Source organism: Rummeliibacillus sp. JY-2-4R (assembly GCF_053847205.1).
Window position 1 is genome coordinate 3,858,069 of the sequence record NZ_CM132623.1, and the last position, 17,135, is coordinate 3,875,203.

Genomic DNA, 17,135 nt, shown 5'->3' on the forward strand with positions numbered 1-17,135 from the left:
TTAGTTATTTCCACCGCTAATTAGTAAAATAACATTTACTATTTCATATTATTATAATTGATTATTCCTAAATTTAGTTATAAAATTATTACTAAATTAAACTAAGGAGAAAGTTCATGATTGAAGAATTGGCAAATGAATATATATCGTTAATTCCAAATATCTTTGGAAATTTTAGCGAATTAAATAATGATGTTACAGAACTCTCTCATATGCAAAATCACGTGATTGAATATTTATATATGCAAAATAGAGCATTAAATTTAAAAGAAATTGGCACAGGGCTACAAGTGGCAAAACAACAAATAACGCTAATTGTAAAAGAGTTAGAAATGAACGGCTATCTCAGCAAAACACCTGATTTAAAGGATAAACGTGCTGTATTAGTTTCACTCACACCTAAAGGGAAAGAGATTCTAGATTATAAATGGATGAAGATTTATCAAAAGTTTAGTCACAATCTTGCAAAGTTAAGCGAAGAAGAACAAGTAGATTTGAAGTTTGCTCTTCACAAAGTCAATGTATTACTTAAAAAGATGGACGAATAACAGGCAGACGATTAGGAGAGATCATATTGGATTTAAGCGCAACAAAGAAAATAAATTTAACAGAAGAAAAAGAAACCCTTCTCATTACCTTGTATGCAAAAGCACTCGACAGCCGCTCCCAAACTTCAATTCTCAGAGATTTTAAAGCTGAAGAGATGGTTCAGATGATTGACTATGATTTTGAGAAACTGAAAAACTTTGGAAATGACATCATGGTTGTAAGGGCTAAACAGTTGGATGAATGGCTAAGCGCGTTTCTAATAAAACACCCAGATGCCACTATACTCAACCTTGGTTGTGGCCTTGATACAAGAATAGCACGTATCAATCCCCCATCATCAGTGCACTTTTTTGATGTAGATTTTCCAGAAGTAATCGAATTACGCAAGTCCTTTTTTCCAAAAAAAACAGGATATGAAATGATTCCTTCTTCAGTGAATGAGATGGACTGGTTAAACCAAATCCCAAAAGACAAACCTACCATGATTATTATTGAAGGTATGTTAGAATACTTGACAGAACTTGAAGTCAAAGCACTATTGAATCGATTGACTAACTATTTTCCAAATGGACAAATTGCATTTGATGTGATGAACTCATTTGCTACTAATTCGAGTAAAAAGCAATTAAAAGAGACAACAGGTGCCATACACAAATGGACTGTTGATCATATGCAGGAAGTGGATCAATTGGACAGCACACTAAACAGAATTGCCACACTGTCCGTTTTTAAATCAAAGTATATGAAAAAGCTTCCGCTAAAAACCCGTATACTCTATAACTCCTTGTGTTTAATTCCAAGTTTTAAAAATATGATGCGCTTAATCATGTATCGTTTCTAATGATTTGCTTCTAGATTGAAAAAGCCATTCATAATTTAAAATGATGAATGGCTTTTTCATATCGGATCTTAAACCTATTTCACTGTATAGAATTATCTAGTGACTCACTTAACCACGATTTTAGATATTCAATGAACCTTTTTGTAGCGGGCGGAAGGGTTTTAAAAGATGCAGCTGCTAAACCGATTGTACGATAGCTTTCGTGTTCAAGATTAAGAACACAGATATCATTTGGAACTCGATACAAAGCCATTTCAGGGAGTATTGCTATTCCCATTCCATGTTGGACCATAGAGAATATGGCTTGGTCATCTGCAAGTTCGAATTTTATATTAGGCGTTATGTTATTTTCCTCTAAAAGACGCCTTAGATCATTATCGCTCCCTTTTTTTGGCATGATTAATGGTTCCTTTTCAATCATTTTAAGTCGAATTTTATTTTGTTGGACAAGTGGATGTTCAGTATAGAGAAGGCAAAGCATTCTATCCTTTTTCAAAGGGATAACCTCAAAGTGATGCAAAGTTGGTAAAGAAACAAAGCCAAAATCAACTATGCCATTCGATATCCAATTCTCAATATCATCGTAATCTCCTTCTAATAATGTAATTTCTATCGAAGGGTAAACTTCATTGAAATTTTTTAAAATTCCAGGTAGCCATTGAGCTGAAACACTCGAAAAAGTTCCAATTCGCACTTTACCGATTGTCAGACCTTTTATATTCGCTATTTCTTGATGCATCTCTTCATTCCATTTTAAAATTTCCCGTATGTATTTTAGAACATGTTCTCCATTACTAGTCAAATTGATACCTGACCTTCCTCTATTTAGAAGCGATAGCCCCCACTCTGATTCAAGGCTGGCAATGGCATGACTGACGGCAGACTGAGTTAAGCCAAGCGCTTCTCCAGCCTTTGTAAGACTTCCAAATTCTACAACCGCACTAAAAATTTCAAACTTCGCAAGCGACAAGTTCCTCACTCCGTTACATGAATTTTTTTCATCCAGTTACTTAAAAACATTCATTTTTCTTATTTGAATTTTACTTTTATACTAGTGATTAATCAATACACAAAATAAGGTTAGGTGGTCATAAATGAATTTGGCGAAAGTACCTGATATTACAAAAAGTACAAGAATGAATACGCAATTCAAAGCAAATTTCATCATGTTAATCGTCACAATGTTTTGGGGTTCATCTTATTTATTTATGAAGATGGGGCTTGAATCAATTCAAGGATTTAATTTGGTCGCATTACGCTTTGGAATAGCCTTTATTTTAGCAGGAATTGCATTTTATAAACGCTTCATACATATCAATTTTCAAATTATTAAATATGGATTTATCTTGGGGACAATCTTGTTTTTTGCTATTTCCGTTGTGACAATAGGAGTAGAATCGACCTCTACTTCTAATGCAGGATTTTTGTTTAGTCTTACTGTTGTCTTTGTTCCGTTATTATTAGCTTTATTTTTTAGAAAAAGACCTGAGAAAAAAACTGTTATTGGCGTAAGCTTTTCTATTGTAGGAATCGCTCTTTTAACTTTAAATCATGGATTACAAATTAGCTCTGGAGATACACTCATTATTTTAGGGGCATTGTTATATGCTGTATACACGATTATTACTGATAAATTAACGAAAAACTCAGATTCTATCTTGCTAGGCATTTTACAACTTGGATTTACTGGGGCATGGGGGTTAGTATTTTCATTCATTTTTGAAACCCCTCATCTCCCTGACACAGCGCATTCGTGGGTTTCAATTTTGGCATTGGGTATATTTTGTAGTGCATTTGGATTTATTGGTCAAACCGTAGCTCAACAATATACAACACCAACACACACAGGTCTTATATTTTCATTGGAACCCGTTTTCGCGGCATTATTTGCATTTATGTTCGCCGGTGAAGTATTGGAAGCAAAAGGTTACCTAGGTTCAATCCTTGTCTTAATCGGTATTTTAGTTGCGAAAATTGATTTTAATAAGAGTAGCATGAAAAGAAAGTGCAACGAAACAGTTGAATCTAAGGCTTAGGTTTATAACTAATATAACTATAAAATACGGTCATACATTGAGTAATTTAAGACTCCTAATGTATGACCGTTTTTTGTAATGGAAGAACCTTTTCTTTAGTTGGAAAAAGTCTATTTATCGACCCTATTACTTCGCCAATTTTGAGGCTTTAAATACGATCTAAACTTTCGTATTACCTCTTTCCCAACAAATATCGCACCAACCCAGAAGAAGATTTCAGCTAACACAATAGAAGCCGTGATACTAGCTGTTTTTAAACCAATGGAAAATGGAAGAAAAGGAATAATGAGAATTAGTAGATAACATAAGCAAGAGATAATAATAAACAGCCATCCTAATTTATTTTTCATGGATACCCTCCAGTATATCTATATCTTAACTAAACTATATTTAAAGTATAAAAGACAATGCAAGCATTTAATGATAAATATATATCATCTTTATATTTATACGCTACTTAACTTAACTTAATTTTATATATCCTCCTTTGCAAATCCAATTATTTACATTTTAATGGACGTATAGCATCTCTCTAAATAGTCCCTAATTCAAAATCTACTTATGTATGGGAATATGTAAAGAAATGTGAAAATAAAATTCATACCTTTTACGTATTGAAAGTCAAAACGTTTTAATTGATAATGATAATCAATTGCAATTAAATTTTATAAGGGGGGTTTATAGTTATGCAATTTTTAAAGAAGAACCGTTACGTAACACCTTTACTCACATTACTCCGTATCTATCTTGGATGGCAATGGTTAAGTGCTGGTTGGGGGAAAATCTATAGCGGGAAATTTGATGCAAGTGGATTTTTGTATGGTGCAACGAAAAATATGTCTGGTGATCACCCAGCTGTTCAACCTTGGTGGGGGAACTTTTTAAAAGAGGTTGCAATACCAAACATAAATCTTTTTAATATAATCGTTCCTTGGGGGGAATTTTTAGTCGGTATCGCCTTGATTTTAGGGATTTTCACCTCATTTTCTATTCTAATGGGACTTACTATGAACTTTGCTTATATGTTATCTGGAACAACAAGTACAAATCCCCAAATGGTTTTACTAGGGTTGTTAATACTTGTAGCGGGGATAAACGCTGGAAAGATAGGATTAGATTATTGGATTAATCCAATATTAGAAAAGGTATTTCATAAAAAAATGAAAAATGGACACTATTCTCAAAGTGCGTAATGAAAATGCCCTTCTCAATTGAGAGGGGTTTTTCTAAAAAGTGACTCCTTCTAATCATTCACAATTGGCTATATTAAAAACGAGTAATGAGGATCCCGCCAACAGCACCTGTTACTACGACTATCCATGGTGGCAGTTTCCAATAAACCAACATGAAAAATAAAATTGCTGCAAGTGCAAAGTCTATGGATGATTGAATCGAACTGGTCCAAATTGGACTATATAGTGCTGAGATTAAGATTCCGACAACAGAAGCATTTACACCAAGTAAAGCCCCTATAATCTTAGGGTTATTCCGAAGAACATTCCAAAATGGCAATGATCCAATAATTAAAAGAAATGCAGGTAAGAAAATCGCAAATGTAGCAAACAATCCGCCTTGCCAACCGTTAATAATTGTTCCGATATAGGCTGCAAATGTAAATAATGGACCTGGAACTGCTTGAGCTGCTCCATAACCTGTCAAAAATTGCTGTGTATTAAGCCATCCTGTGGGGACAAATTCTTGTTCTAACATTGGCAATACAACATGACCGCCACCAAAAACAAGGGATCCAGAACGATAAAAGTGATCAAATGCAGAAATCCATTTACTAGATGTTAGATTACTAAGAATCGGTAGAAATATTAATAGTACAAAGAATAAAATTAAACAAAAATATCCTACACGGCGTGAAATAGGAAAGAGTGTCACAGTCGTTTGATCCTTATTAATTGGTTGATCTCGATAAAGGAAGTATCCTACAATACCCGCTACAGTGATCACACCAATTTGAGTAAAGGCGGTTTGCCATAATAGCGTAATAACTAAGGCAAATAAGGCGATAGCTTTCCTTGGAATATCAGGAGTTTGATTTTTGGCCATACCTAATACTGCATGGGCTACAATAACTACAGCAACAATCTTTAAACCATTAATCCAACTAGCATCTTCAATTCCAAAAGTATGAAGCATCGATGCAAAGATCATAAGCGCAATGACAGATGGAAGTGTAAATCCAAGAAAGGATAGTATTCCTCCTATAATACCGCCTCGAGAAACGCCAATCCCAATACCAACTTGGCTGCTGGCTGGGCCAGGTAAGAATTGACTCAAAGCTACTAAATCCACATAGTTTTTTTCATCTATCCACTTTTTTCTACGAACATATTCTTCATAAAAATAACCAAGATGAGCAATAGGGCCGCCAAATGAAGTCAGTCCTAATTTTGCGGAAACCATTAAGATTTCTAACAATGTCTTCAACTTATGACTTTTTAGTTTTCCCATGACAACACCAACCTCTTAGTCTAAGTATTCCTCCTATGACCAGTACTTCTTATAAAATGCTTGTTGTTTAATAGATAACACATCATATTTATTGATTCAATGTGATGTGCTAAAAGTTTGGAATTTTTACAATCACTTAATAATCTTGTTTTAGTCCAAATACAGAAGGAGAACTATAAAGAATGCATTTTCATAAAAATAAAAAGACCATCTTTTTGTGATGGCCTTTTACAACAAAACTTTATATATATAAATACTATATAGCTTACTTTAATTTTCCTACTTCAGACAGGACTGAATTAAGTTCATCAGCTGCTTTATTTAGGGTTGTTGCATCAAGTGGTTGAGATTTTACACCTGCTTCAATGAGGTGCAATGGAGTTTCAACTTTCCCATATAAATCTGCATTTTTTTCTTTTACACCATCTTCAAACTTTTGCCAAGTCTTTTCTAGGTTTTCTCCACTTACTTTTGCTTGTGTAGCATCTTTTTCTTCAATTTGTGTCTTTAAATCTTTAATAGTTTGTTGCATTTCTTTTGCACCATCGCTGATTGAAAGAGCTGTTTTCGATACATTCGATGACTGTTCTTCTTTCGTCGTATTATTGGTATTGGCTCCATTACAAGCAGCCAATCCAAGAGAAGTTGCTAATATTATAGGGAAAATGAATTTACGAGATTTCATTTTAGTGTCCTCCTGATTTTAATTTATTATCTTTTATTTTATTGATGATTACAATCATGACAGCAATAACTAGTAATAGTAATTGAGGAATAAAACTTTCCCAAGTTGAATATAGAGCGAAAAAGTCAATATTCGGAACAGGCGCTTGAGTGGCAGGTAATAGACCCGCAAGCTGCAATCCATGGATTCCCATACCAGTGAACTTGATACATAAGTAAAACATAAGAATACTACAAACCAAGAAAAATGGACGCATTGGGATTTTTAGTCCAAGTTTTAGTATGAGATAAGATACAACAATTAGTATTAATAAACCAATAGCGATACCTATTAATAATGAAGCTAATTTTATTGAAGAAGCCATTCCGATAAAGAATAAAACGGTTTCCGTTCCCTCACGGAAAACAGCGAGAAATGAAAGAAAGGCTAAAGATAATAGGCTCCCCTTTTCCAATGCTTTTGTACTTTGGGTATGAATATATTTTTGCCATTCTGAAATGCTTGACTTACTATGCAACCAATAGCTCATGTATAGGAGCATAACGGCTGCAAAAACGCCTGTCCATCCTGATATTAGGAAATTGTTATTTCCAAATGTACCTGCGGAAAATAATAGGTTTACAATAGTTCCAAGAATTATACTGACTCCGATCCCAGTACCTACCCCTATCCAGATCCACTTACCTTTTTCTGCATGACCTGATTTCCTTAAAAATCCGAGTAATGCAACAACTACAAGTAAACCCTCTAATCCTTCGCGCAGAAGAATTGTAATAACATCCATCATGTTATAACTAGTCTTGGCAACAAGTGGTGAAAGATAATCTCGCATACTTTCAATCGTTTTTTTAGCTCCTGCAACATTGGCTGGTTTTGATGATAGCATCGCGTATGATGAAACCATATCCCTTTCCGCATCAGTATAAACTTTAGAAGACTGAGTAAGAACGACCCCTTCAATATTCAGCCATGATTTACGGAATTTCTCAATATCTCCTTTTGCTCCTTCAATATCATTGTTGTTTATTTTTGAAAGCGATTGATTAAGCAAAGTGACCAAATCAGCTACATTTCCCTTTTGAACTGAATTATTGGCATTCTTGTTTGATGTTTCCGAATACTTCCCGTCAATAAACTTGTTATTTGTATTCTCCAACTCTAACAGTGCATTTTTCACTTTGTCTTGATTAACTGGTTGTTGAGCAAAAGTAAACTCAACTTGCCCCATTTGATCTTCTATATCATGATATGCCTCTTGAGATTTGCCTTTAACTCCATCTTCAATTGATAGCCAAGTTGATGTAAAGGTTTTAAATTGCTTGGAGGCGACTTCTAAATTTCCCTTATCCACAGATTGGATACTCTGATTAAGGATTTCATTTGCATGCTTCATATCATCTATTGCACTTGCAGCAAAACTGTTTAACGGTAAGATGATTAAAGTCAAAAGTAAAATCATTAGTGTAGTGACTAGCTTGGTTCTCATATTTCCCACCTTATGCCCAAATGTATTTTTAAGCTAATTATATATTATTCGATTAAAATGAAAATCATTATCAATTAAATTTGAATAAATTATATTCCTATATATAATGAAAGTCAATATTGCATAAAAATAATATTTTGATTATAAAAAAACCTTGATACAGCATATGATTATACTGGAACAAGGTTTTTTTTAGTGTAAATATTTGTAATTAATCACACATATAAAAAAATAATATAGTTGTAACTACCATTTAACCATTTCCTATCTATGTTGCTCCACAATCGCTCCCTTAATTACAACAATCTCTATGTAACTCTTTTCAGAATCTCATTTTTTCATTTTATATCCTATATATAGAATCAAAAACCATATAGGTGCTACAATTAACGCTATTCGCATGTCCTCAATAAATCCCATTAAAACAATGACAAGTGCTAAAAACGTTAATGCTAAATAGGTTGAAATTGGATATAACGGCATTTTAAATGCTAGTTTTTCTATTTCCTTTTTATTTTTTAATTGTCTGAACCTTAATTGTGTAATCAGGATAATTGTCCAGCTGGTAATAACAGCAATCGTGGCAACTGAAGAAATATACAGAAACACTTTTTCAGGGACAATATAATTCAAAAGTACTGCAATTAATAAAAACAATGAAGAGAAAAGGATTCCACGTCTCGGACTTCCATTCTTACTAAGCTTCCCGAAAAATTTCGGACCATTATTTTGTAGTGATAAATTGTATAGCATTCTTCCCGAAGCGAATAATCCACTATTAAAAGCAGATAATGCTGCTGTTATGACGACGAAGTTAATTATATTTGCAGCACCAGGAATTCCTACCTTATCGAAAATTAACACAAACGGACTACCATTCGTTCCTATCTTATTCCAAGGATATAAAATCATCATGATTCCTAATGCACCAATATAAAAAATTAAAATCCTCCAGATTACATTGTTAATGGCTGACGGAATTGAGTGTTGAGGGTTTTTTGCCTCCCCTGCAGTTATTCCAACTAGTTCTACCCCACCAAATGAAAACATCACAAGGACCAATGACATTATAATACCGTTGATTCCATTCGGCATGAATCCTCCATGAGCCCAAAGATTGTCAAAGCCTATTGGCTGTCCTCCATTCCCAATTCCTAAAAAGATGATCCCTAGTCCAAGGAGAATCATTCCAATAATGGCTACAACCTTAATCAGCGCAAACCAGAATTCAAACTCTCCGTATGCTTTTACATTTGCAAGGTTGATCATTGTAAAGACAATTAGTACAACCAGTGCTACCAGCCAATTTGGAATATCCGGAAACCAGTAATTGATATAAACGCCTACCACCGTTATTTCTGCCATCCCAACCACAACCCACATAAACCAATAGGTCCAACCAGTTAAATAACCTGCAAAAGGTCCCAAATATCGATGTGCATATGAACTAAATGACCCTGAAACTGGTTCATCCACAGCCATTTCTCCAAGCGCTCTCATAATAGTAAAAATAACTAGTCCCCCGACTAAATAGGAGAACAAAATGGATGGACCGGCCATTTGAATGGTTGCACTTGAGCCATAAAACAGTCCAACTCCAATTGAACCACCAAGTGCTATTAATTGGATATGTCTATTGTCTAATCCCCGTTGAAGTCTCTTTTTTTGATATTCTTTACTCAATCATTATTCCTCCTTAAAAAGTATCTCTACAATCTCAAGTACTATTAAAAATAAAATATAAAATAAAAAAACGCCCTTTTGGATTAACCAAAAGGACGATTCAACTCGTGTTACCACCTTTAATTCATAAGCAACTCATATTGCTTATCTTTGTAAGTACGGTCATTTGACGATACTTTAGCACATGATTACGGGTGCTAAACCGGTGTAGCCTACTAAGGAATCCTTTTCAGTACACTGCTCCAAGATGAATTCACAATTATCCAACATGCACCTCTCATCAACCGGTAACTTTCTGTCTGCTTTCATCATTGCTACTATTTCTTATCATAGCTTTTGCTCTTATACGTATACATTGAAATGTTTTAAACAAATCTTCGTTATAAAAATATTAATTATGTATTATTTTATCTATTAATTTAAGTTTGTCAATATAAAATATTTCTCTATAACTCTCTAAGGTAAATACCCATTTTATAATTTTCCATATGGAAACTATTTATTTTCTATCCTTGATGCTTTTCGATATTTATAAAGACTTTAATTTTTTAAAAAGAAAAAATCGTATTTGAAGAAATAATTCCCTCAAATACGATTTACTTTATTATTTAGTTTACATCTTCATGATGAAATCACAATATCCACTAACTAAACTATTCGACAGTAACAGACTTAGCCAAGTTACGTGGTTTATCCACGTCGCAGCCTCTGTATAAAGCCGCATAATAACTGATTAGTTGTAGTGTTACAACGGATACAAGTGGTGTAAGAAGTGTGTGCACATGCGGTAGGACGATTGTGTCCCCAGCCTCATCCATACCTTCCATTGAGATGATACATGGGTTGGCACCACGTGCTACAACTTCTTTGACGTTTCCGCGAAGGTTTAGGCTTACTTGTTTTTGAGTGATAAGTGCGAATACTGGTGTGCCTTCTTCGATTAAGGCAATCGTTCCGTGTTTAAGTTCGCCGCCTGCAAATCCTTCAGCTTGGATATAAGAGATTTCTTTTAATTTTAATGCACCTTCAAGGCTTACGTAATAATCGACAATACGACCAATGAAGAATGCGTTACGAGTTGTAGCTAAGAAGCTGTCTGACACTTGTTTCATTACTTCTTTGTCATCAACTATAGATTGAATACCATTTGCAGCAATTGCAAGTTCTGCTTTTAGATCAAAATCTAGTTCTTTTCCTTGTGACTGAGCTTCTACATATGCAACAATTGCAAGTACCGCTACTTGTGCAACATAGGCTTTTGTTGATGCTACTGCAATTTCTGGACCCGCATGTAAAAGTAAAGTATAGTCCGCTTCACGAGATAAGGTAGATCCAGGAACGTTTGTAATCGTTAAAATAGGATGACCCAATTCTTTGATCTTCACTAACACTTGGCGGCTGTCTGCAGTTTCACCTGATTGTGAAATGAAGATGAAGAAAGGTTTTTTCGATAATAATGGCATATTATAACCAAATTCACTAGAAATATGAACTTCTACAGGAATACCCGCCATTTTTTCGAAGTATTGTTTCCCAACAAGTCCAGCGTGATAGCTAGTGCCTGCCGCGATAATATATAGACGATCTGCTTCATGTAAAGCTTTCGCAATTTCAGGAGGGATAGTTAAATCGCCTTTGTCATTTTCATAAGCTTGGATAATTTTACGAACAACGCCTGGTTGTTCATCAATTTCTTTTAACATATAGTGAGGATATGTGCCTTTTTCGATATCACTCATATCTAGCTCAGCAGTGAATGGTGCACGTTCTATTACTGTGCCATCTAATTTCTTGATGACAACTGATTCTTTACCTACAACCACTATTTCTTTGTCGTGTATTTCAACGAATTGGTCTGTCACTTGTAACATAGCCATCGCATCAGATGCCACAACGTTGAAATGTTCGCCTAAACCCACTAATAATGGACTTTTATTTTTTGCAACAAAGATTGTTTCAGGATCTTCTGCATCTAATAATGCAATCGCATATGAACCATGAACAAGTGATAATGTATGACGGAAAGCTTCTTCTGTTGTCAATCCATCATTAACGAATTTCTCAACAAGTTGTACGACTACTTCTGTATCTGTTTCAGACTTCATGTCGACGTCTTTTAAAAACTCATCTTGTAACAAATGATAGTTTTCTAATACACCATTGTGTACTAATGTGAAACGACCTGAATTACTTTGGTGAGGGTGAGCATTCACTTTGTTTGGAACACCGTGAGTTGCCCAACGTGTATGTCCAATCCCCACATTAGCTTCCACCTTAAAATCAACCGCTTCACGTAAATCTGCAATGCGTCCTTTTTCTTTAAATACAGTAATGCCCTTGTCATTACTTAATGCGATACCTGCAGAATCGTAACCACGATACTCTAGTTTTTCTAAACCTTTTAATAATATTTCCTTGGCATCTAATAAGCCATTATATCCAACTATTCCACACATAATTTTTTCCTCCGAACTTTGCAAAATTAGCCACAAAAAATCTGCTTCTCCAAATTAGGCGAAGTACATTGTTATTGTAGCTGCTATTTTGCCTTCTTACTTCTTTGTCTACTCAATCGCTCAAGTATTTTAAAAGTAAGCTATCGATCGGGCATGGGCGATCGGGAGGCATCCGCCGAAACTTTCGATACTCCTCCACCTCGTCTACTGAAGTTTTTAAGTGCTTTATTTCTTCAGTACTGGCGCTATGACTGTTTTCCGATTTAATGCTTCACAACGATCCTCCTTAGCAAAACTATACTAATTTATTAAAAAGGTATGACTTCTTAATTTCTTAGCAGTTCCATCATACTGAAAACAACTTTCATAGTCAATTACAAACCTGTAATGAAAAGGTTTTCACTTATGAAAAATAATTAATCATTATAGTATACGCTACATGCCCTCAATTTGTTGCAACTTTTTTAGTAAAAATCATTAATACTTTTTGCTTATTTATAGAAGAAGTTTAACTCTGAAATAGGAAAGCAGAAGATACATTAAATTTTACGAGAGAAAAAGCTACCCAAAGGTTGTCTTCGGATAGCTCCATACATACCTTGTAATGATATCTAATTTTAACTTTCAATTATTTCAGTAATTCCACAATTTCTCGGTTAAAGGCGGGGATATCATCTGGTGTACGGCTAGTCACCAATTGATTTTGGCAGACAACTACTTCCTTATCTTGATATTTAACCCCTGCATTTTCCATATCCACTCGAATCGATTTATACCCCGTCGCATCTCGACCATCAAGCGTTTTGGCTGTGATTAATAATTGCGGCCCGTGGCAAATTGCAAATACTGGTTTTTTTGCATCCATGAACCCTTTGGCAAAGTTAACAAATCGATCATCAGCTCTTAATTGATCCGGTGAGAATCCTCCTGGAATAAGTAATGCATCAAAATCATCTACTGCTACATCATCGATTGATTGATCAATTTTAATCTTGGTCCCATGTTTTCCTTCAACTTCGCCGCCCGCTGTTTTCTCAATTGTTACTACATTATGACCAGCTTCTTGAAGTGCCTTTACAGGTTCTGTAAATTCAACGTCTTCAACTAGATTTGTTACTACTGTTGCTACTTTAGCCAATATTAACATCTCCTTTTTGTTTGAAGGATAAAAGTCTAATTCTCATCCTATATGTATACTCTTCCACAAGAATAAAATTTTAAACATCCATCGCGATTTTAGTAGCTAAACGCTTTCTAACAAATATCTAGATCTCAATTAAACGTAAAAAGAGATATCCCAATCCTCGGGATATCTCCTTTGCAAGTTTATATGTAGGGAAATCGCATAATTATTTATTAATATGTTTATGTGATTTCTCATTATTATTAATCATTTAATCCCATTTCATCACGAACAACATCTGCAATTCGAGTACAGTACATTTCGCATAATTCACTAGAAGGTGCTTCAACCATTACACGTACTAATGGCTCTGTACCGGAAGGTCTTACTAGTACCCGTCCATCGCCATTCATTTCAGTTTCAACTTGAGTAATGATTGCTGCTACTTTTTCATTTTCTGTTACAGCATGTTTATCAGTTACTCGAACGTTAATCAACTTTTGTGGGAAAATGGTCATTTCAGAAGCAAGTTCTGATAGTTTCTTTCCTGTTACTTTCATCGTATTAACTAGTTGAAGACCTGTAAGTAAACCATCACCAGTTGTATTATGGTCAAGGAATACGATATGCCCTGATTGTTCACCGCCGAGATTGTAGTTTCCTTCACGCATCGCTTCTACTACATATCTGTCTCCTACTTTTGTTTGGACACTATGCATGCCATGCTCTTCTAGTCCTTTGTAGAAACCCATATTACTCATAACAGTTGAAACAATGGTATCTTGTTTTAACATACCTTCATCATGTAAATGTTTTCCACAGATATACATAATTTGGTCTCCATCGACAATTTGACCTTTTTCATCAACCGCGATTAAACGGTCACCATCACCGTCGAATGCTAAACCAACGTGAGCACCTTTTTCTACAACAAACTGTGCTAACTTTTCAGGATGTGTTGACCCAACACCATCATTAATATTTAAACCATTTGGTGATGAGCCCATTGTAGATAAATCTGCTTCTAAATCTGCAAATAAATGTGTAGCTAACGATGATGTTGCTCCATGAGCACAGTCAAGAGCAATATGGATGCCAGTAAAATCTTCATAAACAGTTTGTTTTAAGAATTGAATGTACTTTTGACCACCTTCAAAGTAGTCGGTTACTGAACCTAAATCTCCACCTATTGGGCGTGGAAGATTGTCATGTTCTTTATCCATAAGAGCTTCAATTTCTTCTTCTTGCGCGTCTGATAGTTTAAATCCATCTGGTCCAAAAAATTTAATACCGTTATCTGCGACAGGGTTGTGAGATGCTGAAATCATTACACCAGCTTGAGCACTCATTGCTCGTGTTAAGTAAGCAACCCCAGGAGTACTAATAACACCTAAGCGCATTACTTCAGCCCCTACTGACAGCAAACCTGCAACAAGTGCTCCTTCTAGCATTTCACCAGAAATACGTGTATCACGTCCAATTAACACTTTTGGACGTTCTTTGGTTTCTTTCGTTAAAACGTACCCTCCGAAACGTCCCAATTTAAATGCTAACTCTGGCGTTAGCTCACTATTGGCGACTCCGCGGACGCCGTCTGTTCCGAAATATTTACCCATTTTGTTATTCTCTCCTTCAAAACTGTATGCCATATTTTTGCTTAGCTTTTATGAAAGTTGATTAATATTTAGCTTGATTGAGCTTGGCGTTGCTTCCCATGTTATGCCAGAAGGGCCATCCCCTTGTACTTCTAAAGTATTAGCACCTTCTACAACATCAGATGCGTCAACATAAAGTTGCAAATCTGATGCATTCATGTTGGCAATTTTTTGCTCGTCACCTGTTACTTTTACTGATACATATTGATCTGAATCATCAATACTATAATGATCTGTATCTAAATTTCTAATACTTACTTTAACATTTTCTATTGTAGTTGAAGTTGTATTCGAAGTCTCTTTATTTTTTTGTATTTCTTTATCTTCTTGTTTGTTAGTAGGTATAGTTGATTCTTCTAATGTAACATGGACTTTAAATTGATTTGTTGAGAGTCTTGTTACGCCTTTTGGTTTAGATAAATTAACTGTTACATCATCCGATTTATCTAAATTAGAAACATCTACATCGACCGGTAGGGACCTTATTTTATCTAATTCACTTTTTGGTCCAAACAATGTAACATGGCTTGTCTCAGCTTTCAACGATTTTACCTTCATATTATCTTTTGGACTACCTTGTGCATTTAACGAAATTGGTACTTCCTTATTATACTCCCCAATGTCAACTTTTACTGGTACTGTTGCAGGGCTTATTAAAACGTCTAATTTGTTCATATCACGATCTAGTACTTTTACAGGAGCATCATTTGTAAAAGACTCTGTAATACCCGATTCACCTGATAACATAGCTTTCACATAAGCAATACTATCTACTACATCTTTTGCACCTGTAACAGTAACTACATTTGGAGTGGCTGCTATCGCTTTTATAAAATAGTTAGGAGATAATTGACTTTCATTAAAGTCAGGATCAACTTTAAAAGTACGTGTTACCTTTTCCTCAACTGTTATATCTGCTGTCGCTGGCAGGATTTGAACGTTCAACTTGTCTGAAAAACCTTTATATTTAAGTTTTACTTTATGTTGTCCAATTGTTGCTTTACTCAAATCTAAATATACATGGTAATCCTTAAATGATTTTGTTCTTATTACAACCGCCAATGGACCCCTTATCGAAACGTCCACCGTCTTTGGGACACCTGAAACAATTAAATTTTCATTATCATATTGCACTTCTACAGGAACATCATGAATCACTTCAGCTTGACGATCGGAGGTTGTGGTTGTATTGTTCTCACTTGTTGTTTCAGATTTCACCGTAAAAAAGATTAACAATGTTAACGCAAGCGCTGTAATGCGTAAAAACCATGGACTATCTATTAATTTATCCATCATTTTTTATCCCCCCTCCAGTTCCATTTGGAGGTCCCTAAGGCTTCAGTTGTTGCTCCAAACCATACACGTTTCAGTCGGGATTCAAATTCCTCAATCGATAAATCACGATGTAAATCACCGTTAATAGTTAAGCTAATGGCACCCGTTTCTTCAGAAACAATAATCGTTACAGCATCTGTTACTTCACTAATACCAATTGCAGCACGGTGACGTGTTCCAAGCTCTTTCGAAATAAAAGGACTCTCTGAAAGAGGTAAATAACAAGCAGCTGCTGCTACTTTATTCTTTTGAACGATAACAGCCCCATCATGAAGTGGCGTATTAGGAATAAAGATATTTATCAGTAGTTCTGATGAAATTTCAGAATACATTGGGATACCTGTTTCGATATAATCATTTAAACCTGTTTCTCTTTCAATTGAAATTAGTGCCCCAATACGACGCTTTGCCATATAACTAACTGACTTGGACATAGCAGAGATTAGGCGTGCTTGTTCTTCTTCCTCTTGCAAATTACTTCTAGCAAACAACTTACCCCGGCCTAATTGTTCTAGCGCCCTACGTAATTCAGGTTGGAAAATAATAATAATTGCTAAAAACCCATAATCAATAACCTGTTTCGTCATCCAGCCTAATGTAGTAAGACCAAAATATACGGTAATTATTCGAATAATAATAATAACGAATATTCCCTTTAATAGCTGAACTGCTTTTGTACCACGAATCAGTGTTAATATATTATAAATAACCAACCAGACTAATAGAATATCAATTATATTTAATATAATTCTTACCCATTGGTTGTTCGTAAACTGTGTAAATTCATTAATAAACGACATGTGGATCCCCCACTTTTCTAGCG

At 34.9% G+C, this 17,135-nt stretch carries 15 protein-coding genes and 1 other annotated feature; of the genes, 4 read left to right on the top strand and 11 right to left on the bottom strand.

Going from position 1 to position 17,135, the window contains the following annotated elements; genetic code table 11:
• Positions 1 to 116 precede the first annotated feature (116 nt).
• Complete coding sequence (locus ACWV26_RS18960) at positions 117 to 548, top strand: MarR family transcriptional regulator (protein WP_455896223.1); 432 nt, start codon at positions 117 to 119, stop codon at positions 546 to 548.
• Positions 549 to 574: 26 nt separating this feature from the next.
• Positions 575 to 1,390, top strand: a complete 816-nt coding sequence (locus tag ACWV26_RS18965) for a class I SAM-dependent methyltransferase (protein WP_455896224.1) — start codon at positions 575 to 577, stop codon at positions 1,388 to 1,390.
• A 79-nt stretch (positions 1,391 to 1,469) separates the two neighbouring features.
• On the opposite strand, the gene ACWV26_RS18970 is transcribed toward ACWV26_RS18965, so the two are convergent.
• On the bottom strand, positions 1,470 to 2,360 hold the full coding sequence (locus ACWV26_RS18970; RefSeq protein WP_455896225.1) for a LysR family transcriptional regulator: 891 nt from the start codon (positions 2,358 to 2,360) through the stop codon (positions 1,470 to 1,472).
• Between the two features lie 166 nt (positions 2,361 to 2,526).
• Between ACWV26_RS18970 and ACWV26_RS18975 the strand changes: the two genes are divergently transcribed.
• Complete coding sequence (locus tag ACWV26_RS18975) at positions 2,527 to 3,426, top strand: DMT family transporter (RefSeq protein ID WP_455898304.1); 900 nt, start codon at positions 2,527 to 2,529, stop codon at positions 3,424 to 3,426.
• 110 nt (positions 3,427 to 3,536) lie between these two features.
• Here the strand turns inward: ACWV26_RS18975 and ACWV26_RS18980 are convergent, their stop codons facing one another.
• Entirely contained in the window at positions 3,537 to 3,776 is a 240-nt protein-coding gene (locus tag ACWV26_RS18980) for a transporter suffix domain-containing protein (protein ID WP_455896226.1), read from the bottom strand.
• A 330-nt stretch (positions 3,777 to 4,106) separates the two neighbouring features.
• Here ACWV26_RS18980 and ACWV26_RS18985 point away from each other — a divergent pair, with 330 nt between their 5' ends.
• The gene (locus ACWV26_RS18985; RefSeq protein ID WP_455898305.1) at positions 4,107 to 4,619 is read left to right on the top strand and encodes a DoxX family protein; all 513 of its coding nucleotides are present in this window, start codon (positions 4,107 to 4,109) and stop codon (positions 4,617 to 4,619) included.
• 73 nt (positions 4,620 to 4,692) lie between these two features.
• Here ACWV26_RS18985 and ACWV26_RS18990 read toward each other — a convergent pair whose 3' ends face one another.
• From ACWV26_RS18990 to cdaA, 9 genes are all read right to left on the bottom strand, one after another.
• The gene (locus ACWV26_RS18990) at positions 4,693 to 5,889 is read right to left on the bottom strand and encodes a chromate transporter (protein ID WP_455896227.1); all 1,197 of its coding nucleotides are present in this window, start codon (positions 5,887 to 5,889) and stop codon (positions 4,693 to 4,695) included.
• Between the two features lie 265 nt (positions 5,890 to 6,154).
• Entirely contained in the window at positions 6,155 to 6,574 is a 420-nt protein-coding gene (locus ACWV26_RS18995) for a hypothetical protein (RefSeq protein ID WP_455896228.1), read from the bottom strand.
• Position 6,575: 1 nt separating this feature from the next.
• Entirely contained in the window at positions 6,576 to 8,060 is a 1,485-nt protein-coding gene (locus ACWV26_RS19000) for an FTR1 family iron permease (protein WP_455896229.1), read from the bottom strand.
• Positions 8,061 to 8,390: 330 nt separating this feature from the next.
• A complete protein-coding gene (locus tag ACWV26_RS19005) occupies positions 8,391 to 9,743 on the bottom strand; it encodes an amino acid permease (RefSeq protein WP_455896230.1) in 1,353 nt (450 codons plus the stop codon).
• A gap of 88 nt (positions 9,744 to 9,831) precedes the next feature.
• Positions 9,832 to 10,083: a binding site (T-box leader), on the bottom strand.
• A gap of 313 nt (positions 10,084 to 10,396) precedes the next feature.
• Positions 10,397 to 12,199 (bottom strand): glutamine--fructose-6-phosphate transaminase (isomerizing), encoded by a 1,803-nt coding sequence (glmS, locus tag ACWV26_RS19010; RefSeq protein ID WP_455896231.1) that lies wholly within the window; start codon positions 12,197 to 12,199, stop codon positions 10,397 to 10,399.
• 628 nt (positions 12,200 to 12,827) lie between these two features.
• On the bottom strand, positions 12,828 to 13,337 hold the full coding sequence (locus ACWV26_RS19015; RefSeq protein WP_455896232.1) for a type 1 glutamine amidotransferase domain-containing protein: 510 nt from the start codon (positions 13,335 to 13,337) through the stop codon (positions 12,828 to 12,830).
• Positions 13,338 to 13,585: 248 nt separating this feature from the next.
• Positions 13,586 to 14,938, bottom strand: a complete 1,353-nt coding sequence (gene glmM, locus ACWV26_RS19020; RefSeq protein WP_455896233.1) for a phosphoglucosamine mutase — start codon at positions 14,936 to 14,938, stop codon at positions 13,586 to 13,588.
• Positions 14,939 to 14,986: 48 nt separating this feature from the next.
• Positions 14,987 to 16,273: a CdaR family protein gene (locus ACWV26_RS19025; protein ID WP_455896234.1), complete on the bottom strand. Its 1,287-nt coding sequence runs from the start codon at positions 16,271 to 16,273 to the stop codon at positions 14,987 to 14,989.
• Positions 16,270 to 17,112 (bottom strand): diadenylate cyclase CdaA, encoded by an 843-nt coding sequence (gene cdaA / locus ACWV26_RS19030; protein WP_455896235.1) that lies wholly within the window; start codon positions 17,110 to 17,112, stop codon positions 16,270 to 16,272. Before cdaA ends, ACWV26_RS19025 begins: the two co-directional genes overlap by 4 nt.
• Positions 17,113 to 17,135 lie beyond the last annotated feature (23 nt).

What these genes read in the sequence shown, in the direction of transcription:
- ACWV26_RS18980 (WP_455896226.1), bottom strand. Translation starts at nt 3,776, where the DNA reads ATGAAAAATAAATTAGGATGGCTGTTTATTATTATCTCTTGCTTATGT.
- cdaA (WP_455896235.1), bottom strand. Translation starts at nt 17,112, where the DNA reads ATGTCGTTTATTAATGAATTTACACAGTTTACGAACAACCAATGGGTA.
- ACWV26_RS18995 (WP_455896228.1), bottom strand. Translation starts at nt 6,574, where the DNA reads ATGAAATCTCGTAAATTCATTTTCCCTATAATATTAGCAACTTCTCTT.
- ACWV26_RS18960 (WP_455896223.1), top strand. Translation starts at nt 117, where the DNA reads ATGATTGAAGAATTGGCAAATGAATATATATCGTTAATTCCAAATATC.
- ACWV26_RS19025 (WP_455896234.1), bottom strand. Translation starts at nt 16,273, where the DNA reads ATGATGGATAAATTAATAGATAGTCCATGGTTTTTACGCATTACAGCG.
- glmS (WP_455896231.1), bottom strand. Translation starts at nt 12,199, where the DNA reads ATGTGTGGAATAGTTGGATATAATGGCTTATTAGATGCCAAGGAAATA.
- ACWV26_RS18975 (WP_455898304.1), top strand. Translation starts at nt 2,527, where the DNA reads ATGAATACGCAATTCAAAGCAAATTTCATCATGTTAATCGTCACAATG.
- ACWV26_RS19000 (WP_455896229.1), bottom strand. Translation starts at nt 8,060, where the DNA reads ATGAGAACCAAGCTAGTCACTACACTAATGATTTTACTTTTGACTTTA.
- ACWV26_RS18990 (WP_455896227.1), bottom strand. Translation starts at nt 5,889, where the DNA reads ATGGGAAAACTAAAAAGTCATAAGTTGAAGACATTGTTAGAAATCTTA.
- glmM (WP_455896233.1), bottom strand. Translation starts at nt 14,938, where the DNA reads ATGGGTAAATATTTCGGAACAGACGGCGTCCGCGGAGTCGCCAATAGT.